Source organism: Algoriphagus chordae (genome assembly GCF_003254055.1).
Lineage (GTDB): Bacteria > Bacteroidota > Bacteroidia > Cytophagales > Cyclobacteriaceae > Algoriphagus > Algoriphagus chordae.
Map to the genome: position 1 here is coordinate 114,847 of NZ_QKZT01000011.1, position 23,548 is coordinate 138,394.

The following is a 23,548-nucleotide window of genomic DNA, read 5'->3' on the forward strand; positions in this document are numbered from 1 at the left end:
AAATGAACCAAGTAAATTTTAATACAAATATCTGTTCGTTGAAGTTGGATTATATTTTCTAACTTTGTTTTGATTCATTTTTTGACTGCATGAAGAAGGCCAAACTACTAATTGAACATACCTATGATTTCGAGCTTTTGGGGCTTGTATCGCCCGTTAAGGACTATAAAATGGCTTGGCTTATCAACCGAGACCTAGAGCTGAACCTAGTCAAATCTGATGATCTTTTGCTGGAATTTATGACCCTTCCAAGCCTAAAAATCGCACAATATTTCCTTTCTTTACCTCACGGATTTGTTCAACTTTTAAGAAATAAGGCCTTAAATTCAACAAATCAAGTCTCGTATTTGATTCCAGAATTGAAATCCATGGATTATTTCCTTTTGGTACAAGACGAGACCTTTCAAATAAGTATTAATACCTTTGCCAACCAGCTGGCAAAAAATCGCTACGTTCAGAATGTGATGAAGCTGGATGTAAGCAAACTTAAATCAAAAGAAAACCTATTAACTTATTAACACCCTAATGAGCCATTTTAATAAAACTAAGATTCTCGCCACCATAGGCCCAGCATCTAATAATTACGAAACAATCAAGAGCTTGGCAGCAGCAGGCGCTAATGTTTTTAGATTGAATTTTTCCCATGGTACTCATGAGATCCATGCTGAAGTAGCAAAAATCATCAGACAAATAAATAAGGATGAAGGACTGAATCTTGGGATTCTCCAGGATCTTCAAGGCCCTAAAATCCGTGTGGGTGAAGTAGAAAATAATGGAGTAGAGATCAAGCCTGGTGAAGTAATTACAATTACTAACGATCCTGTAGTTGGAAAAAGTCATTTGGTAAGTACTGTATATCAGAACCTTCCAAACGATGTGCAAACAGGTGATCGTATCTTGATTGACGATGGTAATCTAGAAGTAAGGGTGAATGATACGGATGGCAAAAATGTCAATTGTACCGTTATTCACGGTGGTATTTTGAAATCCAGAAAAGGAATCAACCTTCCTAATACCAAAGTATCTGCGCCTTCTCTGACGGAGAAAGATATTGAAGATTTAGCTTTTGGCTTGGAGCAGGAAGTAGATTGGATCGCATTATCTTTCGTACGTTCGGCTGAAGATATCATTGACCTTAGAGAAAGAATCGAGGCAAAAGGCAAGGTTTGTAAGATCGTTGCCAAAATAGAAAAGCCTGAAGCGCTTGACAATATTGATGCGATCATCGAAGCTACAGATGCTATCATGGTAGCTCGTGGTGACTTGGGAGTGGAAGTTCCAATGGAAATTGTTCCGCTTTGGCAAAAAAGAATTGTTGAGAAATGTAAGCTCGCTTGTAAGCCAGTGATCATCGCTACTCAGATGATGGAGAGTATGATCGTAAATCCTCGCCCTACTCGTGCGGAGACCAATGACGTGGCAAATGCTGTGCTTGATGGAGCTGATGCTGTAATGCTTTCTGCTGAAACAGCTTCAGGTAAATACCCTGTCAATGCGGTGAAAGCAATGAGTAGTATCATTAGCTATTTGGAAGAAAATGCGGATATCTATCATAACCTCTACAAAATCCCTGAGGATGACGATACATTCTTGAGCAACAACTTGATCTTGATGGCTTCTAGACTTTCTAGAAATGTGAAGGCAACAGCGATAGTGGGTATTACTTCTTCAGGTTTTACTGGATTTAGAATTGCCTCACACCGTCCGTCTGCAAGTATTTTTGTGTTCACCAGAAACAAGCCTTTGATTACTCAAATGAGCTTAGTTTGGGGCGTTAGAGCATATTTCTATGAGAATCAGGTGTCTACTGATGCTACTTTCAATGATATTGAAAATACGCTGAAGGAAGATGATCATGTGAATTCTGGTGACATTATTGTCAACACAGGTAGCATGCCGCTGAAATCAAATGGCAGAACTAATATGCTTAAGGTTCATATCGTAGGATAAGCCTTTAAAGAATTCATATAGAGAGTCCTAGAGCAATCTGGGACTCTTTTTTTATGGATTGATTGGTCTTCAGGGTTATTACAATTAAACTGACCACTGCGACTGTTCCCTGAAAACTAAATCTAATCCCCTTTTCCAAAAATCTCCTCCGGACCTCTGGGAGCGACCATTATCACTTTTTCTTTTTCTACCATTACTGAACCCGCTGCGGAGCCCTTTACTTTTCTCACATATTTTGCCTCAGTGTGGATCACCGGAGCCAAGGATTCATTTTTATTCTTGGAGTAAAAGGCTGCGAGTGAAGCGGCAGTCTCCAAGACCGATGCTGGGATGCTTTTAAGCCCCGAAGTCTTGATGAGCACATGTGATCCAGGAACCATTCGTGCGTGCAGCCAGATGTCGTCTTTCTTAGTGTAGCCACGAAGCATCTCATCGTTTGCCTGGGAGGACTTGCCAACCCAGATCGGGAAGCCTTCGAATTCAAAGGTTTTGAAAGGTAAGATCACTGCATCTTTCTGTAGTGCTTTATCTTCCCCATGAGATTTCTTGAAGGATTTCAAACCTCTGAAATCATCTATACTATTGAGTTCTTCAATTTTGGATTCTAGTATAACTGTCTGATTGATTTTTGCCTCAATAGTCTTTTCTAATTGATCCCATTCCAACTTCCGGTTCTTACTTTTTCGGTAAAGTGTAGCAGCATGATCCTGTGGTTTTTGGTTTGGCTTGAGTTGGACTTGGATGTTTTCTCCAGTGTAAAAATTCATCAATTCAGCTGCTAGATTTCCCGCTTGAAATTCATGAAGATTTGCCATGATCACATCAGCAAGTTGTGAAGGAGGGGGTGAATTTCTGAGTTCTTCCAGTTTTTGAGTGGACTTCTCAATGTATGAATAGGTACGCTTGAGTTGCTCCTGATATTTCTTGAGTAAGGTGTTTTTATCTTTTTCAAAATTCCCCCGTACCAAAGCCAGATAAAATAGCTCATTGATGGCCTGAAGAGGGTTGGAGTAAGTTTTGACAGGATTTGTTTCAGGCAAGAGGCTGAGATGAATTTCTCCATTCTTTTCAATTAGCGAAAAGAGCGGGGTTTCCAGCATGTCTAGCAATTCCTGCATAAGCTCCCACTTGGATTGGATGTCTGCTTCAGGATAGCCATGTGCTTTAAGCCAGTTTCTAGGAATAGCCCCTAAGGTCGGAAGGAATTTGGAGGCATTTCCCTCAAGTTCCTCGAAGCTTTCCCAACTCAAATCGTAGCTTTTGTACAGTGAGTGCCAGTCCAAATCACGGTCCTCAGCAATGCTATTTCGGAACAGTTTGATAGGCGTCTCAGTGTCTTGTTCATAGAGTAGAACATTGCTTCTTTTTGCATGAAGTTTGAATAAGAGGATTTTACCAGATGTGAGACTGAAGTAAAATGCTCGTTCAAAACTTAAGACTTTACAGCTGACGATCTCTTCCCCAATCAGCTCTTTGAATAGGTCAATACTATTTCGTTTGGCTCGTTGGAAAACCTGAGGAAAGGAAAGATAAATCTGAGGCGGAAGAAAATGTGCTCGGATAAACCGCGATTCCACAGCATCCTCGGTCTCTATGACCAACTCATCCTTATTCTGGGAAAAACAGGCAGTTATTTTTTTACCGAGAAAAGCTTTTTCTAACTCGGGACAGAGGTATTGTAGGAAGTGATAATTAAGATGCATTAGTCCAAAGTTAGCTGAAGCCCGTCGTAGGCCAAAGCTATTCCTTCAGGCAATTCCCGATCGATGCTGTCTTGAAGACCCAATCGGTGAGAAATATGAGTGAAATACGTTTCTTTTGCCCCTATCTTTTTAGCCATTGCTACTGCTTCATCTAGGGTAAAATGCGAAATATGAGGCTTCTTTTGCAGCGCATTTAATACCAAAACTTCCGTTCCTTCGATTAGTTTCAGGGATTCTTCAGAGATATAATTGGCATCCGTGATATAAGTGAAATCTCCGATTCGGAAACCTAAAATTGGAAGTTTGTAGTGCATTACAGGAATAGGTGTGATGGTGATTCCTTCTATTACAAACTGATTTTCATCGATTTCGATGGTCTCCACCATAGGAACTCCAGGGTATCTTTTTCCTGTGAAAATGTAAGAGAATTCACGCTTAATCTGCTCTATGACCTGATATTTTCCGAAAACAGGCATGTCTTTTTGTTGCATGAAATTGAACGGACGGATATCATCCAGTCCAGCAGTATGATCCTTGTGTTCGTGTGTAAAAAGTACCGCATCCAGGCTACTGATACCGGCTCTTAGGATTTGACTGCGGAAATCTGGTCCTGTGTCAATGACCAAGCTGAGTTTACCGATTTGAATATGAACCGAGGATCTAAATCGCTTGTCCCGGAAATCTAAGGACTTGCAAACTGAACAAGTGCAGCCGATCACGGGAACGCCTTGAGAGGTGCCTGTTCCTAAAAAAGTTACTTTCAAAATTTTAACTGGGTTTGCCTCAACTCGGTGAGGAAGTCATGATTTGCTTTGTCCTTGAAATCTGCGGGATCAAGATTCAACTCAATCAGAATATCTATGAGCGCGTTGATTTTGCCTTCCAAGGGGAAATATTTATTAACGATGACGATTTTGGCATCATTCAAAACACAATAGCCAGATTTGAAATTACCCTTTTCATAGCGCAACATGTATTCTGATGAGGCGAATAGATTTTCGAGTTTGTCCAAAAAGTGCTTGGTGTGTTTTATGGCCATTTTAGCTGAGGAATTTCTTTACCGTTGCGAGTAATTTATCATAATCCAGAGGTTTCTGGATAAAATCATCAAAACCTATTCTTCTGAATTCATCCATTGTCAGGTTGTTCATGTTACCCGAAATAGCGATGATAGGAAGTTTTGACTTGATCGGGTCATCCAGACTTCTAATCATTTTGGTGCAAGTAGAGCCATCCAACACTGGCATATTGAGATCCATTAGAATTAGGTCAAATTCTTCTTTTTCCAGCATTTCTAATACTTGTTTGCCATTACGGGCAGCCTTCATCTGATAGTTTTCAAACGAGAGGATACTTTTGGTCAGGTTGATGATGACAGAACTGTCTTCACCGACCAGGATTTTTTTGGTGTTACTCATGGGTTAAAAGTAGTTTCTTCTTGGAGATATTTCTCAAATAGTTCACGCTCATTTTTAAGTTTTTTTACAGCTATTTCCAAAGAATTCCATTCCTGAGACCTTGCCAATAGATCCGCAGCAGATGACAAGTTGTAAATTTCATTTACTCCCAAGGAGCCAGAGTTACCTTTCATAGTGTGCAGTTGTTCGATCAAAATTTGTTGATCTTTTTCCGTAAATGCCTCATCTATTTTATTGATTAATTGATCAAATTCTTCCAAGAAATCAGTGTAGATAGACTTTATGTTTTCTAAGGAATTGTATTTCATTAATTGCTGAAATACATCTTGGTCTAAGATAAGGCTTTCTTTTTCAGTAGTTTCTGGTTCTTCTCTTGGGTTGAGTGTAGAAGAGATTACTTCTAAGAATTCTTTGGGTAGGATAGGCTTGGAGATAAATCCATCAAATCCCATTTCTAAATAACTTTTGCAAGTAGCATCTGCTGAATAGGTAGAAACAGCGATGATTGGGCATTGGAATATTGACTGTCTCCATATTATTTTTGCAGCAGTAATACCGTCCATATTAGGCATTTGAATAGCCATAAGGATCAAATCAAACTTATCTTTCGATGCCTTTTCCACCGCTTCCACTCCATTTTTCACGGATTCGAAACTGTATAGCTGGCCGATTAGATTTTCGAATAACGTCCGGTTTAAGTCATTATTCTCGACAATCAAGACCTTTTTGCTTTTCATTACTTTACTTTGGACTTTCAGCTAACTAATAACTCATTTTGTCAAACCGATCCTATTTAATCCTGGTGGTAGGCCCCACGGCAGTCGGCAAGACCGATTTGTGTCTAAATTTAGCCAAAAATTTCAAGACTGAAATTGTGTCCTGTGACAGCAGACAGTTTTATCGTGAGATGAATATCGGTACTGCTAAGCCCAGTTCAGATGAATTAAAGCAGGTGCCTCATCATTTTATCAACAGTCTGTCTATTGACGAGGCGTATGATGTTCGCAAGTTTGAGCGAGAAGCAATGACTTTGCTGGATGAATTATTTGAACAACATCAACTGGTGATCATGACTGGTGGATCTGGCTTGTTTGCGGATGCAATTGTAAATGGCCTCGATGAAATGCCAGAAGTTAAGCCAGAGATTCGAGCGACGATCATCCAAGAATATGAGCAAAAAGGCTTAGCTTTTTTGCAGCAGGAAATTGCCGAAAATGATCCGGAGTATTTCGAAAAAGTAGATCAAAAGAATCCGCAGCGATTGATGCGAGCCTTGGAAATCTGGAGAGGGACGGGTAAGAAATTCAGTTCGTTTCGTGTGAAATCAAAAACAGAAAGAGCCTTTGAAGTGATCAAAATAGGTTTGGAACGAGATCGTGCGGAATTGTATGCTCGGATTGATTTAAGGATGGATCAGATGATTGGAGCGGGCTTGTTTGAAGAAGCAAAATCACTCTTTGAAAAGCGAGATCTGAATGCATTACAGACGGTGGGTTACTCTGAAATCTTCGGCTTTCTCGATGGTGATTATGATAAGGAAGAAGCGGTACGTTTACTTAAGAGAAATTCCAGACGTTATGCAAAGCGACAGATGACTTGGTTCAAAAAAGATGAATCAATCAAATGGTTTGCACCAGAAGATCAGCAGGAAATTTTAGAATACATAAAAAGTCAAATCACCTGAAAACTGGCGATAGTCCCCACCCAATTGTAAGGTGCTTTTTTTAGAAGTTCATTGTATTGAATACGATTGACTTTCATCTCACGAATGATTTCAAGCGCTTTTTCAGCGATGCTTTTTTCAATTTTCTTTTCCTTAAGTGCGGCGATTAGTAGATCTGGATCAGAAGAATCTTCTACCAAAATCCCAAGTGCTGGGTTTAAGGAATTAAGCTTATATAGTAACTCTTTTTGCTTATTGAGTTTGCTTTGTAAAACGTTTTTCACGGTAAAGAAAAACAGGAGGGCTCCGCCTCCCAGCATGATAAATAGTGGTATAAAACCCATCTTATATACTCAAGATTTTCATTAATTTAAGATGATCTTCGATCAGCGATTTTGTCTTGCCTATGCAGTCTGCAAAAGGAGTGAATACCACTTCTTGATTGACTACTCCAGCCATATGAAACTGATGACCAGCTAATAAACCTTCCACAGCTGACATTCCGCAACGGCTAGCTAAAACTCGGTCCCTAGCCGTAGGGTTTCCTCCTCGCTGAATATGACCAAGCGTAGTTACTTTGAAGTCCTTGGTAGGATCATTCAACTTCTGTTTCACTTTTTCCATGACGGTCTGAGCATTACCGGCATCATCACCTTCTGCTACAACTATGATACTGGAAGATTTGGATTTTCTCAGATTCTTCAAAGACTTGACGACATGATCTAAGTCGGTTTTGCTCTCTGGAACCATCACAAATTCGGCACCTCCGCCAATTCCAGATTCTACAGCGATGAATCCAGCATCTCTACCCATTACCTCGATAAAGAAAATTCTATCGTGAGCAGCTGCAGTATCACGGATTTTGTCAATTGCTTCCAAAGCAGTATTTACTGCCGTGTCAAAACCAATGGTATAATCAGTACCATAAAGGTCATTGTCAATTGTTCCTGGACAACCAATGGTAGGTATTCCATATTCTTCAAAAAACACTTTGGCACCAGTGAAAGTCCCGTCTCCACCTATTGCCACCAAGCCTTCTATGCCAAGAGCAGTAAGATTGTCATAGGCCTTCTTTCTACCCTCAGGAGTTTTGAATTCCATAGATCGGGCAGACTTAAGAACAGTTCCACCACGCTGCACGATATTACTTACAGAGTGAGATTGAAGTCGCTTGATCTCTCCATCGATCATTCCTTCATATCCGCGATATATTCCATATACTTCCAGTTCCTTGAAAATGGCAGTACGAACGACCGCTCTCACGCAAGCGTTCATGCCAGGGCTATCCCCTCCAGAAGTAAAAACAGCTATTTTTTTCATAGGTCTATAATTGTTTTTCAATTGTCAAATGGAATCTCGCATGGTTATTACCTCGATAAGTATCCAGGCATCCCACAGCTTGACAATTAAGTCATGCTTGTCTGCCTCAGGCAGGCTCGATTTCATTGCTCATAGGTTTAAGATTCCAAAAATAGCGATTAAAGAAAGAATGCTTTCATATGTTTATAATAGTTTTTCAGCGATCATATGGAATCTCGCATTCATTATGATTATTCCTAAGTTTGACTTTTGAGCCATGCTCGATTTCAGTTTCTGAAATTATTAAACTCTTAATAAAGATAGATTTTGAAAAGCGCTTGAATTCCAGTCCCAAAAATCTGACTTTGGGGGTATGGAAACTAGAAAAATACCAGCTTTATCATTTGAAATTAGCCCAATCGGCTTGGGATGCATGTCTCTGAAGGCTAATCAAAAACAAGCCCAACGAATTATTGATATGGCCTTAGCTGGCGGAATTAATTTTTTGGATACTGCGGATATGTATCAAAATGGACTGAATGAAGAAATGGTGGGGGCGGCGATTCGTGATCGGAGAAAAGATCTGGTGTTAGCCACCAAAGTAGGTAATCAAATGCGTGCAGATGGAAGTGGCTGGGATTGGAATCCTAGTAAAACTTACATTCTGAAAGCTGTAGAGGATAGTCTTAAGCGATTACAGACTGATTACATAGATATCTATCAGCTACACGGTGGCACCTTAGAAGATCCTTGGGAAGAAACGCTGGAAGCCTTTGAGATACTGAAAACTCAGGGAAAAATCCGGGCATTTGGGATTTCCTCCATTCGGCCAAATGTGATTCGAAAAGTGCTTTCGATGAGTCCTCCAGCTACCATTATGATGCAATACAATCCTTTGGATCGTAGGCCAGAGGAAGAAGCTTTCCCCTTGATCGCGGCATCTGATTCCAGAGTTTTAGTAAGAGGCACCTTTGCCAAAGGACTTTTGATCAGTAAATCTGCGGAGCCATTTTTGGATTTTACTGCTGCAGAAGTTATCGGAATCCGAAAATTGATTGCAGATTCTGGTTTGCTCCCTGAGGCGTTTTTGATTCGGTTTGGATTGATACAGCCAGCTGTAGGTTCACTGGTGATAGGAGCAAGTTCAGTAGAGCAAGTTGAAAAAATGATTTACGCATATCAGCAGCATGACATGATTTCTGATGATTTGATAAAAGAAATCTCCGCCAAAATACCACTGAACTTCTATAGCCAGCACCGGTAAAATTTCGATTGCCTAGACCTTACAAAAAGCCTATTTTGCTAGAATTATGTTCAACCTGCTTTTTAAAACACCCAAATATGAAATTTAGACTGCTATTATTTGTATTACCGGTTTTAATCTGGTCATGCGAACCCAAAGAACTCAGCGAAACAGAACGCTGGGAGGATACGGCAAGCAGAGTTGAGATTATTCGAGATAATTTTGGAGTCCCTCATATTTATGGAAAAAGTGATTCTGATGCAGTTTTCGGATTGCTTTATGCACAGTGCGAGGATGATTTCAGAAGGGTAGAACGAAATTATATCTGGGCCACAGGCCGTTTGGCAGAGCTGGAAGGACAAGAGGCTATCTACAGTGATCTTCGCGCAAATCTCTACATGACCGAGGCGGAGGCAAAGGCAGCTTATGACTCGGCTCCAGATTGGCTGAAGGAACTTTGTATGGCATTTGCCGATGGAGTAAATTATTATTTGGCTACGCATCCAGAAGTGAAACCACAGGTAATTACCAGATATGAGCCTTGGATGCCGATGTTTTTCAGCGAAGGATCTATCGGTGGAGATATAGAGCAGATTCCTACGAGAGGGATTCAGGCTTTTTATGCAGAGAAAGAGTCAGACGTAATGGCTTTGTACGAAGATGAATTTCATCGTGAGGAGTTGTTGGATGAGCCTAAAGGATCAAATGGAATAGCAGTAAATGGAAAAATGACTGCCTCTGGCAATGCCATTTTATTGATCAATCCACATACTTCATTCTATTTCAGACCAGAAGTTCATGTGGTGAGTGAAGAAGGATTAAACGCTTACGGAGCGGTGACTTGGGGGCAGTTTTTTGTCTATCAGGGATTCAATGAAAAAACCGGTTGGATGCATACTTCTACTAAAGTAGATTTCATAGATGAGTTTGTAGAGGAAGTATCAGAGAAAGACGGCAATTATGAATATCAATATGGAGACGAAACTCGTGCGGTGGAGGAGTTTCAAGTTTCTCTGAAATATAAGTCTGGCTCAGAATTGAAGGAGAAACCATTCACTTTTTACAGAACTCATCATGGTCCGATCACACATAAGATTGGTGATAAATGGGTAGCAACGAAGATCAATTGGGATCCTGTGAATGCATTGATCCAAAGTTTCACCAGGACAAAGCTGAGCAATCATGAGGAGTTTAAGAAGATGATGGATATCCGTACCAACTCCTCTAATAATACCGTATTCGCAGATGCAGATGGAAACATTGCTTATTTCCACGGTAATTTTATTCCCAAAAGGAATGAAGGTTTTGACTTCTCCGAACCAGTAGATGGCTCAGATCCCAAGTCTGATTGGCAGGGATTACACACTGTAGATGAAAGTATTATGATCTTAAATCCGGGTACTGGTTGGATTCAGAACTGTAACTCTACGCCTTACACGGCAGCTGCAGAATTTAGCCCGAAAAAGGAAGATTATCCTTTTTACATGGCGCCAGATCAGGAGAATTTCCGTGGAATTCATGCCGTCAAAGTGCTGAAAGAAGTTTCAGGCTTGACGATAGATAGCATGATTGAATTGGCTTATGATCCATATTTACCGGCAATGGAGTATTTAGTGCCTATGCTTTTGCAAGCCCATGAGCAGAGAGGAATAGCAGATCCTCAGTTCAATGAGGCTATCGAAATTTTGGGAGCTTGGGATTACCGAACTTCAAAGGAATCAGTAGCGATGTCCTTAGCGCACTTCTTTGGAATGAATTTCTTTAGAAATCATGGAAATATCAATAATCTGATTCCTTTCAATATTGATGAAAACACTAAGATCCCTAATCCATCTCCGACAGCTCTACTAGCCACCTTTAGTCAGACCTTGGAAGAGATGAATGCCGATTTTGGCACATGGAATACTCCTTGGTCTGAGATCAATAGATTTCAGCGTTTGACAGGTGAAATCGATGGGCCTTTCGATGATTCCAAGGAATATACTCCTGTGGGAATGGCTTCAGGAACTTGGGGAGCTTTGGCTGCCTTTGGTGCTAAAACCTACCCAGGAACGAAGAGATTATATGGCTACAGAGGAAATAGCTTTGTAGCTGTGGTTGAATTTGGTGAGAAAGTGAAAGCGAAATCTGTTCTCGCAGGAGGGCAGAATGCGGACTCAAATTCCCCACATTTCTATGATCAGGCCCAGAGATATGTTGATGGAAAGTTTAAGGATGTTGCTTTCTACCGTGAAGATGTGGAGGCTAGGATGGAAGAGCGGTATGTACCGGGGAAGAGAGAGTAGATTTTGTACAAAGTAAAAATTGTAAAAAGTAAAAAGTAAAAAGTGTCAAAAAATAGTGAGCATATCAATTCCATTTCCCATTCATACTCATTTTGTGAGCATAGAATTGGATTTTTAACTTAGTTTTCCAAATGAATAAAACCCACCTAAGCATATGAGAAAAATACTCTTTTTTCTGCTCCTTAGCTCTTCTGTAGCTTTTGCGCAGCAAAATACTACCAAACCGCTACGTACGTCCATCGAAACGGACTCGCGTGCAATACGGCAAGATGTGCCGATGACGAATTCTATTCGTAAGGCTTTCGAAGAAGGTTCAAGAAATTTCACTGGCAAACCAGGAGCTAACTATTGGCAGCTAGAAACCGATTTTACAATCAAGGCAACGTTGGATCCGTCCACCCAGACGATCACTGGATCTGAGAAAATCTTGGTGCATAATAACAGCAAGGAGGATATGAATTCCATCGTACTTCGATTGGATCATAATGTTTTCCGAGGAGATGTTCCGCGTGGAAGTTCCGTTCCTGCCGAAAATACTGAAGGAATGATTGTGACTTCTATAAAAGTAGCTGGCGAATCTGTAGACTTAAATGCTCCTCCTCAACGAAGACGAAATGATCCTGCAACAGCGCCGAAATTAAGTGTAAGAGGTTTGCAAAGCACTGTAGCAACCATCATGCTGGTGGATCCTATCAAAGCAGGAACAACTGCTGAAGTAGAAATTGACTGGCATACCAAATTGCCGGGGGGTGATTCTGGCAGAGGTCATAGAATGACGCAGCGTTTTGATAGCACTTTATTTCAACCAACGCAGTGGTTTCCAAGATTGGCAAAATATGATGATCTGAGAGGATGGGAAACCAGCCTTTATCTAGGTCCCGCGGAGTTTCATAATAATTTCGGGAAATTTGATGTGTCCCTTACTGTGCCTGCAGGATGGATCGTAACAGGAACAGGGGTTTTACAAAACCCGACGGAAGTTTTGACTCCGACAGTGGCTGAGAGATTCGCCAATGTCCTGAACTCTGATGGGGAAGTTACGCTAGTGGGTGAAGATGAAAAAGGTCCTGGAAAAGCAACGAAAGCTGGAGACCAACTTACCTGGCGTTTTGTGGCTGATAAGGTCAATGATTTTGCTTGGGCGACTTCAGATAGGTTTATCTGGAAAGCGACCAAAGCGGATATTCCTGGCAAAGGCCCTGTACCGATTTACATGGTTTTCATTCCTGAGAGAGCTCAGTTTTTTGAAAAAGCTGGAGAGTATACCAAACATGCATTGGAGTTTTATTCCAAGCTTTGGGCACCTTATCCTTTTCCTCAGCTAACCCTACAGGACGGTCCAAGTGCTGGTATGGAATATCCTATGGTGATCAATTCCAATCAAGGGGCAGCGGATCATGAGGTAGCACATCAGTGGTGGCCTATGATGGTTGGTACCAATGAAACCCGCTACGGCTGGATGGATGAGGGTTTCAACCAATACATGAATATTCTATCTGGAGCAGATAGCAAGGGAGTGGATTATAATTTGGATGGCCTAGGTCAAAGCTACGGACGAATCAGTGGAATGGAAGACGAAGCGCCACTAATGTGGAGTGCCAATGATGCTGGTAGCATGTATGGTTTTCAAACTTATGCCAAAACGCCACTTATGCTATCCATGCTTGGTGGGATCGTAGGCGATGAGGCGGTGATCAATGCCATGAAAAAATATACCGCCACTTGGGCATTTAAGCATCCGTCTCCATGGGATTATATGTTCTTTATGGATCATGCTTTGGGACAAAATCTGGAGTGGTTCTGGTATTACTGGTTGTTTACTACGGAATCTGTAGAAGGTTCTATCCAAAATGTAAGTACTGCAAATGGTAAAACAACGGTGACTGTACATCAAGCTGGAGAAATGCCATCTCCGATTGTATTGAAAGTAGAGTTTGAATCAGAAGGTACAGCGATCAAGAAAATGGCTAATGCAAAAATGATTGACGCTACTACCTATGAAGTGACCTGGCCAGTGACGGTTTGGTTTGATGGAAATAGAAATTTTGATGCGGTGATGGATTTTGGTGATCGAAAAATCAAAGCAATCACGCTTGATCCCCATGGGCGTTTTCCTGATAAGGACAAGGCTGACAATGTTTGGCCAAGATAAATTGAATGAAAATGAGGCTCGTAAGGGCCTCATTTTTTTGTCATTTTTTACCGCGAAGCTCACAGAGGATACGCAGAGGTTGCAACTTAGAGTTTTCCTGCTTATTCAGAAGCTGGAATTGATTGCGTAGATCAGATATAGAAAGCAAAGCTCTGAAGAGCCAAATAGTAGTTTGATGATTGAAAGAAATCGTTAATAGACGTGTAGGCTGTCTAGTTTATGGCTTTTCACTCATTTCCAACTTCAACTCTCCTCCGCCGGTAATCTGGCTATGCGAAAGCTCAAAGTTTCCTAGAGTTTGATTCTTCCAGCTGGCAGAATTCACATAGACATGAGAAGGGCTATTTGCTTCGGTCTTGATGATGAATTCCTTGCCAGAGTAGTATTTTGGATTCAGTTCGATGGTGATTTTGTCGAAAATAGGACTGCCAATCTGATAGGCTGGATCGGCTTCAGTACCACCGTTCATTTGGAACAAACCGATCTTCATTAACACCGCAAGACTTCCCATTAGTCCTTGGTCTTCATCTCCATTGTATCCATTTTCAGGACTTAAATCAGAATAAACTCTTTTCACTACAGCTCTAGACCAATATTGAGTTAGGTCAGGTCTTCCTAGTTTGTGAAAAACGAAAGCTGTCTGAATGGAAGGCTGATTTCCATAATTGATCGGGACCCTACGGTATTCTGGATGAGTTTCCTGAGAATGGGAAGTGCCTGAAGTGAAGCCAAGTTTCTCAGCTTCTTGGAAAGAGATGTTCAGTCGCTCAATTGCTTTTTCTTTTCCTCCCATTAATTCTGCCAATCCTTCTAAATCGTGCGGGACAAACCACGTATTTTGGCTTCCATTTGCTTCGTTGAAACCAGCGCCGTATTCGTAGGCATCAAAAGGGGTTTTCCAGATTCCTTCTACATTTCTTGGTCGCATCCACCCTGATTCTGTGTCAAAGGTGTTCCTGTAATTCCCTGATCTTTTCAAAAACTCCTGCTCTCCAGCTCCATCGCCTAGAGCTTTTGCTAATTGTGCCAGAGTCCAATCCTGATAGGCATAATCCATCGTCAAACTTGGGCCGCCCTGATGAAATCCAAACCTAGTTCCTTCTGGATTTGGTGAAGGAACGTAGCCATTTTTCAAATAATAGGATAGTCCTCCGCCTTTAGAAGTTTTGTGTTCATAGCCTGCTTTGTCCATGATTCCTCCAGGTCGGTGATTCTTTTTCAACCCCTCATAAGCCAACTCAATATCAAAACCTCGAATGCCTTTTTGGTATGCGCTGACTATAAATGGCGTGCTTGAAGCACCGGTCATCACATAGGTGTAGTTTCCGCCAGAAGGACCTCTAGGTATCAGGCCACCATCCACATAGTAACGTAGCATGGAATTCACAAACTCCTCGGTGATCTCTGGATATACCAAGTGCCAAAGCGTATTGATCGTCCATTGAGCTCCCCAGAAAGAATCTGAATTGAAGTGCCTAAATTTAGGTTTGCCGGAATCATCCAGAGGGATTTGCTTAGTCAGGTGAGTTCCGCTCGTAAGGTCAGCATATTTTCCATTTACATCTGAGATCGTTCTTCGCCCTTGTAGCGCATGAAACAGATCCGTATAGAATCTTCTTCTGTCCTTTTCCGTGGCTCCTTCTACTTTGATCCTTCCTAAGTAGCTATTCCACTCTTCGAAAGATTCTTTACGAATTTTCTCAAAATCCCAATGCGCCAATTCCGTATCCAGATTGAGCATGGCCTGTTCTGTACTTACATAGGAAATCCCAACTTTCATCAGCAGTTCCTCCTTAGATTTATCAAAAGTCAAAAGTGCTCCGGAGTCTTTTCCTCTTATCTCAGATAGCATAGAGGTGACTCCATCCTCTGACCAACCGCTAATCTCTGAGATCTCTCTATTGAGTTTGATTGCAAAAAAGATAGGGGTGTCATTTGGTCTTCTGATTGTACTTCCATTGATCACATAGCCTGTCAGCGTCGTGTTATTTACCTGACTTAGCTCCCCGTCGATGATATTGGAAGGGCCGAGCATTCCCCCCAATCGGATCATTACCTGCTGGTTGGCATCCGTAGGGAAAGTATATCTGTGAAATCCTGTGCGTAGGGTGGAGGTGAGTTCTACTTTGATGTCATAGCGATCTAGCATCAGCTGGTGGTAGCCAGGCTTTACGATTTCGGTGTCATGAGAAAATGGTGATGCGAAATTTCTTTCTCCTTCCAAGCTCACATCAGAAACGGGTAAAACCGAAATTCCAGAGAGTTGCCAAGCGTGGACATGACTCAGGCCTTTGATCGAATCGCTTTCATATCGGTATCCAGATCCCCAAGCGCCACCAGTGTCTGTGTCAGGACTGAGATTGACCATGCCGAAAGGTCTAGTAGCCGTGTTGAAAAAGAACCAGCGGGAATTTTTGCTGTCCACATAGGGATTTACCAAATCGGCTGGTGATTCGTTCGTTTGAGCGAAAGTGGCTAGAGATAGTTGGAAAACAAGAAAAGTTAGGCAGAGTCGGAGGTTCATGGAGAGGTCAATTGAATTGAAAGCTTAAGTAAGTTTCAAATTTTTTTAAAACAAACCTGAGCTGTCTGGTAATTACGCAATGGATTTCAGCGCGTTGGGCTAGTATGGTTATCGATAGTTGTGTTTAGTGTAAAAGTGATATAGAGGGAGAGTTGGAAAATGACTTTGGCACTTTGCGACTTATTTCATTTTTTTTACCCAGAATTTCATATTGGGTTTCTACTGAGCTTACCTTGGACAAGATGTTTAGAAACTACTATTCTAAGCTAGTGCCAACGGCACAAAAGGTAAAAACCCCGAATACAGCGAAGCGAAATTCGGGGTCAGGAAATAATTAGAACCATAGAGTGCCAAAGGCACGAGCAGTAATTAGTCTGTCAATATTATGAGTGATTCTGTGTATCGGCGGTATAAATCATGATATAGGCAGAGCTGTCTAAATCCTGCTATTGGAGTGTCAATAATAAAAGGTTAAATTAAAATTAAAATACAGAATATAATTATTTTCTAAAGTTCCCCTCTTTCAGAAGGTCAATAGAATTGTTTGTTCATATATGGATTATGTTCTATATTTTCAGTAATGTGACTTCGCAGAGCTATTTGATTTGAATGATCAGCTGGCTCAATAAGACTGCCTATGGAAATTCCCAAAGCCGTCATCCTCATCCATAACCCAAACCACTACATAATGAAAACTATGACTTGTATTCAATTAGGCGGAGCCTGTGATAAGGAGTTTACCGCAGATACCTTTGAGGAAATTGCAGAGATGAGCAAAAAGCATGGTATGGAAATGTACCAAAAGGGCGACAAGCCACATCTTGAGGCCATGAGCAAAATGCAAGAAATGATGAAGTCTCCTGATGCCATGAAAGATTGGTTTGATAAAAAAAGAGAGGTGTTTGACGCATTACCATCGAATTGAGAACCAAAAAAAAACACTCACCATAACTCAGCATTAGCACTGTTCATTGAAAGCTTGGTATCATGAGGCGAAAGCAGCTGAGTGGAAAAACTCAAATGAATTGAAGAAGCATTATAAAAATGCAAGTATTCTGAGAAGCTATTAAAGACTTTGGGATATTGTCTTAGGCAAGGTTTTGGCTATTTGCCAGATCGAAAGTTCCATACTTTCCTTGTTGGACGAGCAGCAGGCGAGAACTTATCATTCTAAACATTTTATTTTGCGATCATCGAAAATCAGGAATACCAACTTTAATTTTTTCTCTAATCTATCAGTAGTATTTCTTCTGATTTTGGGTGTTTCTTGCCAAAACCCAGAGAATCAATCCTCCCCTTCAAAAAGTCAATCGATTGGACCAAGCAATGGTGCCTTATTAGTTGGTGGAGGCGGGATGACGGATGAAATGTGGCAGGTGTTCTTTGAATTTGCCGGTGGAGATATTGCTAGGCTTGTTGTCATCCCGACGGCCTTCGATGAGAACTCGATTAATTACGATCCGGAATTCAAGATTTTGGAAAGGAATTTTAGAGCACGTGGATTCACTGATATCCAATTTATGCACACAAGAGATTCACTGCTTGCGGATACGGATGAATTTGTAAAACCTTTGAAATCCGCCACAGCCGTTTGGCTTGAAGGTGGGCGGCAATGGCGATTGGCAGATGCATATTTGAATACCAAAACATTCACTGAATTAAATGAGGTTTTGAATCGCGGTGGTATTATTGGCGGGCATTCAGCAGGAGCGTCCATCCAAGGTTCTTATTTGGTTAGAGGAGGCAGGGATGTGGAAGGAAATTACAAGATCATGGGAGATCCCGAGGTCGGTTTTGGCTTTGTGACCAATACGGCCTTTGATCAGCATCATCTCTACCGCAACAGGCAATATGATATGTTTGAGTTGCTGAAAAGTCGGCCAGAATTATTGGGGATTGGGATCGATGAGGATACTGGGATAATAGTACAAGGGGATGAATTTGAAGTTATTGGCAATAAGTATGTAGCTATTTATGATGGTACTTTTTGGTCACCTTATTATAATGAGATTGACACGATGGAAACTGGGAAGAACAAATTCTATGTTTTGAAAAATGGCGATAAATACAATCTAAAGGAGCGACGCGTACAGCGAAATAGGTTTATAGAACCCAATGCAATTTCAGCTGAAGAATTACAAGAGTACGTTGGAGATTTCTTGTATGAAAAAAGTAAAGTTTATTGGAATAATATGCTGGTTGAGAATGATACCTTGAAATTTCAAGGATACAGACGAGATTTAGTGCTGGACCGCATTCCGATTTACCCATATGAAAAGGATGTGTTTTTTGATACAGATGCAGAACTTTGGTTTCATTTTGTAAGAGATAGTTCCGGCAGAATTGTTGGCTTTGATAAAAAGACTCATCAAATTATTGACGGGCTAAACCAACGATTTAATAAGACTTCGGAATAGGAATCTCTGGTGGATTTTCGATCATCGAAATCTTCAGAGCTATCTGAGAAATTTCCTAAACTGCCGAGCACATGTTTTTTCCTGATTAGCTGATCTATAAAAAAAGGCTGGAAGTTCCGAACTCCCAGCCTTTCAATAATGGTGTTTCCGTTTCTCAAAAAGGAAGATCTGCTTCCGCGGATACTTTTGCTGTTTTTTCGCCCAAGACTAGAAATTCATTTACTACGATCTCTGTGATGTAGCGCTTCACACCATCTTTGTCGGTGTAGTCACGGTTGGAGATCTTGCCTTCGATGGCTACCTCAGAACCCTTGTCAGAGAACTTTTCGAGAAGCTCTGCATTCTTGCCCCAGAGCACTAGTCTGTGCCAGGTGGTTTCTGTGACACGCTCGCCTTTTTGATTCTTGTAGGACTCGTTTGTAGCGAGGTTTACATGTCCTAGGATCTTGCCTGATTCAAAATTTTTCAGTTCTACTTTGGCTCCTAGGTGACCGATTAGCTGTACTTTGTTTCTTAGCGCATTCATGATGTTTGTTGTTTTGGTTAGAAAATTTGTTTGTCGTTTTCGCTAGAGGAAAAACTTATGATCCAAAGGTGGGGGATCGTACTGCACTAAGTCGGTAGCTAGTCGTTTGTATTCGATAGTATTCGTTTGTTGTCGGATAAAGTGGCTTTTTTTTGGTCTGAGAGGGGGGTGTGGTGTTTAAAAAGTTTAGAGAAGGATGGCGGGATTTACGGATTTCAACTTTCGAATGTCAATTTATAATGCATCTAAAAAATCAAAGCTTCTATCAGAGTACTTAAAAAAAGAGACTAGAATATGATTGAGACTTTGATTTTGAAGGAAATAAAGGAGTGATTTATAAAATAAAAGCAGAAGGTGGCAAAGCATTGAATTTTACCTTTTACCCTAACTCTTAAAACAACCCAGTCTTGATCATAAAAATATTAGTCGGATTATTAATTGCCTTAATACTATTCTTACTTTTTCGCCCCAAGAAAATCAAAAGTGGCTTTGATGTGCCAGAAGTTTTTCCAGAAAAATGGAAACTTTATTTACTCAAGGAAGTGAATTTCTACGCTTCTCTAGATGAGGAGGATAAAGCGATATTTGAAGGGGATGTTCAGCGCTTTCTGAGGCGGGTGAGAATCACTGGAATCAAAACGAGCGTGGATGATGAAGACCGTCTGTTGGTGGCTTCTTCTGCCGTGATCCCTGTTTTTGCTTTTCCAGAATGGGAGTATAGTTCTTTGCATGAGGTGCTTTTGTATCCTGATTTGTTTACTGAGAAATATGATTTCAGCGAGCAAGACCGAAATATCTCAGGCATGGTGGGATCCGGTGGCGTGATGCATCATGTGGTACTTTTTTCCAAACCAGCCTTGCATCAGGGTTTTGATAATGCCAGCGACAAAATGAATGTGGGAATTCATGAGTTTGTGCATTTATTTGACAAGCAAGACGGTGAGATTGATGGGATTCCGCATCTAATTATGAAGAATCAGGCGGTGCTGCCTTGGCTGCATTTGATCTCTGAGAATACGAAGGAAATGCTCGCTGGAAAAAGTGATATCAATATCTATGGAGCGACGAATAAGCAGGAGTTTTTGGCGGTTACGAGTGAGTACTTTTTTGAGCGACCAAAGCTTTTCAAAGAAAAACATCCCGAATTATATAAGGTGTTCTCTCAGGTATTCAAAACTGATCTGGCCAATAGTCAGCTCGGCGATAATAAGCTAAAGCGAAGCATTGGGCGAAATGATCCTTGCCCCTGTGGTAGTGGAAAGAAATTCAAGGACTGCTGTATGGGTCATGATTGAGTTGGGTGAATTATCTATTTCTCATTATAATTTTTAATCCTGATATTGAATCTCCATTAACCAATAAGCCTCAATAAAACCATGAAAAACATATTCTTAATCCTCGCTCTTGCCATTAGCTTTGATTGCTTTTCGCAACAGGCTGAGGAGACAGATATAGCTGCGGTGAAGTCAGTGGTTAACCGGTTTTTCGAATCTTTGGAAAAGCAGGATACTGTATTGCTCAAGGAACTGGCTTTTATGGAAGGGCAGATCTGGACAGTGAACAATGCCGTAAGTCCAGCTATACAGCGTATGAGGTTTTTCAAAGACGATTTGAAGTCTTTTCCTTCCAAGAATTCCTATCTTGAAACAGCAAAAACCATGGATGTAAAAATCCATGCAGGAATGGCGATGGCTTGGGTTCCTTATGAATTTAGACTGAATGGAGAATTCTCACACTGTGGGGTGGATGTCTTTACTTTGGTCAAGAAGGATGAAGCTTGGAAGATCATCAATCTATCTTATACCATCGATAAGGAAGGCTGTGATGCCTTAAGTACCAAATAAATGACCTAGAGATGAAAGCTGAAATCAATCCAATAAACTGGAGGCAAAAGGCTGGTTTAGTGCTACTCAATGGAGGGCTATTTATGGTATTGCTTGTCCTGAGTCACTATGTGTGGAAAGGCGAATTTCATGACTGGTATGTCTTGATTTTTCAAGGCCTATTCTTTGGGGTTTTTATGGCATTTGGTTTTCCATATGTTTTTGGGAAAATAGCCAATAGCCTCGGAGTTAGACTTGGGAAAAGTATTCATCCAGCGCTAAATACTAGCGAGGAAATTGAAACAGAAGGGCCAGCCAACTTATTTCGTGGTGCGGAAGCCGTAGGAGGGAAGCTGTTTCTGACTAATGAGCGCTTGATTTTTAAGTCTCACAAAATCAATATTCGTACTGGTCAATCCAATTTTCCTTATGAGACCATTACAGATGTTCAAGCCAGAAAAACGGGAAAATTGATTGACAATGGCTTGAGAATTTTGACAACAGATGGTTCTGAATTTGATTTTGTAGTTGCCGAAAGAGCATCTTGGATGGAGAAATTGCAGGAAAAAATAAACAGAGCTAATTAATCTTTTAGCTCATACCAATCAATATTGCTAAGCGGTGCCCTACGGCCATGCGCTTCTTCTGGAGCGTAATGCTCAGCCAAGTAGTCCAGAATTTTTGATTCATTATCTCCAAGATCCCAAAGGCCTTGGGTTTCTTGCATCCAGACGATCTTGGAATGCCAACCCTCACGTGTAAATCTATTTTGTAGAATAAGCGCACTAGAGTGGCATGCGGTGCAACTTGCTTTGACCAATTCAAGGCCTTCTCCAGCAATTAATCCTGTCGCTACATCCTTCCCGTCAACAAGCTGATCTAGGGGTTCTTCTTGACTTGCTACAGATTCCCCTGCTTCAGTTGCATCTGCGCTTTGTAGAGCTGAGATTTCAGGTTGAAAAACTATGGCAAGTACCAATCCTACAAGTAGTACCACTAGCACCAATATGCCTATAGTGGATTTAATAAGGACATTGAAAAGCTGTAAGGTTTCCTTCTTGGGCCTTGTAGACTTGTTTTTAGCTGAGTTGTTCATAGGTATTAGCTTACTTTCACCGCGATTCTATGACAGGCATTGTTGAGGTAGCCTTTGGGATTCCATCCCGGCATTACCATAGGCTGAGAGATTCCCTGATCATCGGTCGCCTTCGCCCAGATTTCATAGTATCCTGCCTGCGGAAAATTTAAGTCAATGGACCACTGCTGCCAAGCGAGTCGATTGGCAGGTTTTTTTAGAGAGCATTTTTGCCAAGTTGCACCAAAATCGATAGTTACCTGCATCTCTCTTACTTCTTGCTCACCTGCCCAAGCCTGTCCTTGAACATGCAATGTTTTGGATTTGTCAAACATTGCACCTGATTTAGGATAGGTGATGAGTGATTTCACAGGCATGGATTCGATGATCTTCATATCCTCTTCAGGAACTTCCTGACCTGGAGCCACTGGATATTTGGGAACTCTATAGGCATCTCCCATCATCTTCGGACCATCATGAACTTGGTTTCTCACGACTAGTTTGTGTAGCCATTTGCCGGATACAGAAGCTGGCCAACCTCCACAAACCATCCGAAGAGGGTAGCCATGTTGCAATGGAATATCCTCTCCATTCAGCTTCCAAGCAAGTAAGGTTTCGTCCTGCATCGCTTTGGCAATTGGTGCGCCTCGAGAGATCACTACTTTAGTTGGGTCGCCATTTAGATGTTTGTCTTTGCCGTAGTATCCTATGTAAACCGCGTCAGATTTTATGCCCACATCCGCAAGTACATCTTTGAGTCTCACTCCAGTCCATTCAGAACAGTACACAGCACCTTCTTCCCACTGATTGCCAGAGGCTGGAGGATAGAAGCCCGCACGGCCATTTCCGCCGCATTCCAAGGTGAGTTGGTAGCTGTATGATTTGAATTTCTTTTTGAGCTCCTCGAGGGTATAGGTTTTCTCTTGAGTAACTGACTCTCCACCAATTGTTAGTGTCCAATCATTTACATCAACGTCTTCTGGGATAAGCCCATTGTTTCTAATAAAAATGCTGGCAAAAGGTGTGACTGCATCGTTCAATAAATCCGGTGTTGGCTCTACATTCCAGGGCTTTTCATTTCGGACAATCATCCCCTTACTTTTGCCTTTCATGGGATCAAAGTCAGCAGGTAAAGCCAGTGGGATATAGCCCTCAGGCATAGAAGAGGCATGAACAATATCCGCCCCCAACACAGTTGCCATTGCAGCAAGCACGCTTTTTTGTAAAAATTTGCGTCTATCCTGCGTGTTGATCGTTTTCTTATTGGAGTGGTTCAGGTCAGTTTTTGACATGTCATTTGGGATTGAAAAGTAAGATAAAGTAAAATTAAAAATCTTATGGACTAATCTGTTGAGAACTGATCATTTCTTCCGAAAGAAGGCTAGAGAGCATAGGTGCTAGTGATTGTGATTTTTTTGCACAATAGATTCCACTTAATAAATTTTGCCCACGAGCGGACAATAATGTCCG

Annotated in this window: 23 protein-coding genes; 12 read left to right on the forward strand and 11 right to left on the reverse strand. The window is 41.2% G+C overall.

All coding sequences use genetic code 11. From position 1 onward, the window contains the following. The first annotated feature begins 89 nt into the window (after nucleotides 1-89). Both LV85_RS13310 and pyk read left to right on the forward strand, forming a co-directional pair. Nucleotides 90-518: an IPExxxVDY family protein gene (locus LV85_RS13310; RefSeq protein ID WP_111320216.1), complete on the forward strand. Its 429-nt coding sequence runs from the start codon at nucleotides 90-92 to the stop codon at nucleotides 516-518. Nucleotides 519-525: 7 nt separating this feature from the next. Next, nucleotides 526-1,950 (forward strand): pyruvate kinase, encoded by a 1,425-nt coding sequence (gene pyk, locus LV85_RS13315; RefSeq protein ID WP_111320218.1) that lies wholly within the window; start codon nucleotides 526-528, stop codon nucleotides 1,948-1,950. A gap of 122 nt (nucleotides 1,951-2,072) precedes the next feature. Here pyk and LV85_RS13320 read toward each other — a convergent pair whose 3' ends face one another. The 5 genes from LV85_RS13320 to LV85_RS13340 are packed head-to-tail and all read right to left on the reverse strand — an operon-like array spanning nucleotide 2,073 to nucleotide 5,808. Then, nucleotides 2,073-3,653: an NFACT RNA binding domain-containing protein gene (locus LV85_RS13320; protein WP_111320220.1), complete on the reverse strand. Its 1,581-nt coding sequence runs from the start codon at nucleotides 3,651-3,653 to the stop codon at nucleotides 2,073-2,075. Further along, entirely contained in the window at nucleotides 3,653-4,417 is a 765-nt protein-coding gene (locus LV85_RS13325) for an MBL fold metallo-hydrolase (RefSeq protein ID WP_111320222.1), read from the reverse strand. The genes LV85_RS13320 and LV85_RS13325 overlap by 1 nt, the downstream gene beginning before the upstream one ends. After that, entirely contained in the window at nucleotides 4,414-4,692 is a 279-nt protein-coding gene (locus LV85_RS13330; RefSeq protein WP_111320224.1) for a hypothetical protein, read from the reverse strand. Before LV85_RS13330 ends, LV85_RS13325 begins: the two co-directional genes overlap by 4 nt. 1 nt (nucleotide 4,693) lies before the next feature. Continuing rightward, nucleotides 4,694-5,071 carry a response regulator gene (locus LV85_RS13335; RefSeq protein WP_111320226.1) on the reverse strand — a complete coding sequence of 126 codons (378 nt, stop codon included), beginning with the start codon at nucleotides 5,069-5,071 and terminating at the stop codon, nucleotides 4,694-4,696. Further along, nucleotides 5,068-5,808, reverse strand: coding sequence for an Hpt domain-containing response regulator (locus LV85_RS13340; protein ID WP_111320228.1), 741 nt, complete (start codon nucleotides 5,806-5,808; stop codon nucleotides 5,068-5,070). Before LV85_RS13340 ends, LV85_RS13335 begins: the two co-directional genes overlap by 4 nt. A gap of 35 nt (nucleotides 5,809-5,843) precedes the next feature. On the opposite strand from LV85_RS13340, the gene miaA reads away from it, so the two are divergent. Beyond that, on the forward strand, nucleotides 5,844-6,755 hold the full coding sequence (gene miaA / locus LV85_RS13345; protein WP_394336123.1) for a tRNA (adenosine(37)-N6)-dimethylallyltransferase MiaA: 912 nt from the start codon (nucleotides 5,844-5,846) through the stop codon (nucleotides 6,753-6,755). On the opposite strand, the gene LV85_RS13350 is transcribed toward miaA, so the two are convergent. Next, nucleotides 6,743-7,078 (reverse strand): hypothetical protein, encoded by a 336-nt coding sequence (locus LV85_RS13350; protein ID WP_111320232.1) that lies wholly within the window; start codon nucleotides 7,076-7,078, stop codon nucleotides 6,743-6,745. The two genes, miaA and LV85_RS13350, sit on opposite strands and share 13 nt — an antisense overlap. 1 nt (nucleotide 7,079) lies before the next feature. After that, the gene (gene pfkA, locus LV85_RS13355; protein ID WP_111320234.1) at nucleotides 7,080-8,054 is read right to left on the reverse strand and encodes a 6-phosphofructokinase; all 975 of its coding nucleotides are present in this window, start codon (nucleotides 8,052-8,054) and stop codon (nucleotides 7,080-7,082) included. Between the two features lie 352 nt (nucleotides 8,055-8,406). Between pfkA and LV85_RS13360 the strand changes: the two genes are divergently transcribed. The 3 genes from LV85_RS13360 to LV85_RS13370 all read left to right on the forward strand — a co-directional run bounded on the left by LV85_RS13360 (nucleotide 8,407) and on the right by LV85_RS13370 (nucleotide 13,713). After that, nucleotides 8,407-9,297: an aldo/keto reductase gene (locus tag LV85_RS13360; protein ID WP_111320238.1), complete on the forward strand. Its 891-nt coding sequence runs from the start codon at nucleotides 8,407-8,409 to the stop codon at nucleotides 9,295-9,297. Nucleotides 9,298-9,374: 77 nt separating this feature from the next. Beyond that, nucleotides 9,375-11,561 carry a penicillin acylase family protein gene (locus LV85_RS13365; RefSeq protein WP_111320240.1) on the forward strand — a complete coding sequence of 729 codons (2,187 nt, stop codon included), beginning with the start codon at nucleotides 9,375-9,377 and terminating at the stop codon, nucleotides 11,559-11,561. Nucleotides 11,562-11,715: 154 nt separating this feature from the next. Next, a complete protein-coding gene (locus LV85_RS13370) occupies nucleotides 11,716-13,713 on the forward strand; it encodes a M1 family metallopeptidase (RefSeq protein WP_111320242.1) in 1,998 nt (665 codons plus the stop codon). 217 nt (nucleotides 13,714-13,930) lie between these two features. On the opposite strand, the gene LV85_RS13375 is transcribed toward LV85_RS13370, so the two are convergent. Then, a complete protein-coding gene (locus tag LV85_RS13375; protein WP_111320244.1) occupies nucleotides 13,931-16,237 on the reverse strand; it encodes a GH92 family glycosyl hydrolase in 2,307 nt (768 codons plus the stop codon). Between the two features lie 688 nt (nucleotides 16,238-16,925). On the opposite strand from LV85_RS13375, the gene LV85_RS13380 reads away from it, so the two are divergent. From LV85_RS13380 to LV85_RS13390, 3 genes are all read left to right on the forward strand, one after another. Then, nucleotides 16,926-17,162, forward strand: coding sequence for a DUF1059 domain-containing protein (locus LV85_RS13380; RefSeq protein ID WP_111320306.1), 237 nt, complete (start codon nucleotides 16,926-16,928; stop codon nucleotides 17,160-17,162). A gap of 46 nt (nucleotides 17,163-17,208) precedes the next feature. Beyond that, nucleotides 17,209-17,307, forward strand: a complete 99-nt coding sequence (locus tag LV85_RS22480) for a type II toxin-antitoxin system HigB family toxin (RefSeq protein ID WP_111320246.1) — start codon at nucleotides 17,209-17,211, stop codon at nucleotides 17,305-17,307. Between the two features lie 114 nt (nucleotides 17,308-17,421). Continuing rightward, on the forward strand, nucleotides 17,422-18,654 hold the full coding sequence (locus tag LV85_RS13390) for a cyanophycinase (protein WP_211318414.1): 1,233 nt from the start codon (nucleotides 17,422-17,424) through the stop codon (nucleotides 18,652-18,654). Nucleotides 18,655-18,808: 154 nt separating this feature from the next. Here LV85_RS13390 and LV85_RS13395 read toward each other — a convergent pair whose 3' ends face one another. After that, on the reverse strand, nucleotides 18,809-19,180 hold the full coding sequence (locus LV85_RS13395; RefSeq protein ID WP_111320248.1) for a single-stranded DNA-binding protein: 372 nt from the start codon (nucleotides 19,178-19,180) through the stop codon (nucleotides 18,809-18,811). A 407-nt stretch (nucleotides 19,181-19,587) separates the two neighbouring features. Between LV85_RS13395 and LV85_RS13400 the strand changes: the two genes are divergently transcribed. From LV85_RS13400 to LV85_RS13410, 3 genes are all read left to right on the forward strand, one after another. Next, nucleotides 19,588-20,475: a zinc-dependent peptidase gene (locus LV85_RS13400; RefSeq protein ID WP_211318415.1), complete on the forward strand. Its 888-nt coding sequence runs from the start codon at nucleotides 19,588-19,590 to the stop codon at nucleotides 20,473-20,475. Nucleotides 20,476-20,556: 81 nt separating this feature from the next. Then, a complete protein-coding gene (locus tag LV85_RS13405) occupies nucleotides 20,557-21,024 on the forward strand; it encodes a nuclear transport factor 2 family protein (RefSeq protein ID WP_111320250.1) in 468 nt (155 codons plus the stop codon). 11 nt (nucleotides 21,025-21,035) lie between these two features. Next, nucleotides 21,036-21,590: a GRAM domain-containing protein gene (locus LV85_RS13410; protein WP_111320252.1), complete on the forward strand. Its 555-nt coding sequence runs from the start codon at nucleotides 21,036-21,038 to the stop codon at nucleotides 21,588-21,590. Here the strand turns inward: LV85_RS13410 and LV85_RS13415 are convergent. Together LV85_RS13415 and LV85_RS13420 are read right to left on the reverse strand one after the other, a co-directional pair. Continuing rightward, complete coding sequence (locus LV85_RS13415) at nucleotides 21,587-22,099, reverse strand: hypothetical protein (protein WP_111320254.1); 513 nt, start codon at nucleotides 22,097-22,099, stop codon at nucleotides 21,587-21,589. The genes LV85_RS13410 and LV85_RS13415 overlap by 4 nt on opposite strands. 5 nt (nucleotides 22,100-22,104) lie before the next feature. Further along, on the reverse strand, nucleotides 22,105-23,370 hold the full coding sequence (locus LV85_RS13420; protein ID WP_111320256.1) for a sulfite oxidase: 1,266 nt from the start codon (nucleotides 23,368-23,370) through the stop codon (nucleotides 22,105-22,107). Nucleotides 23,371-23,548 lie beyond the last annotated feature (178 nt).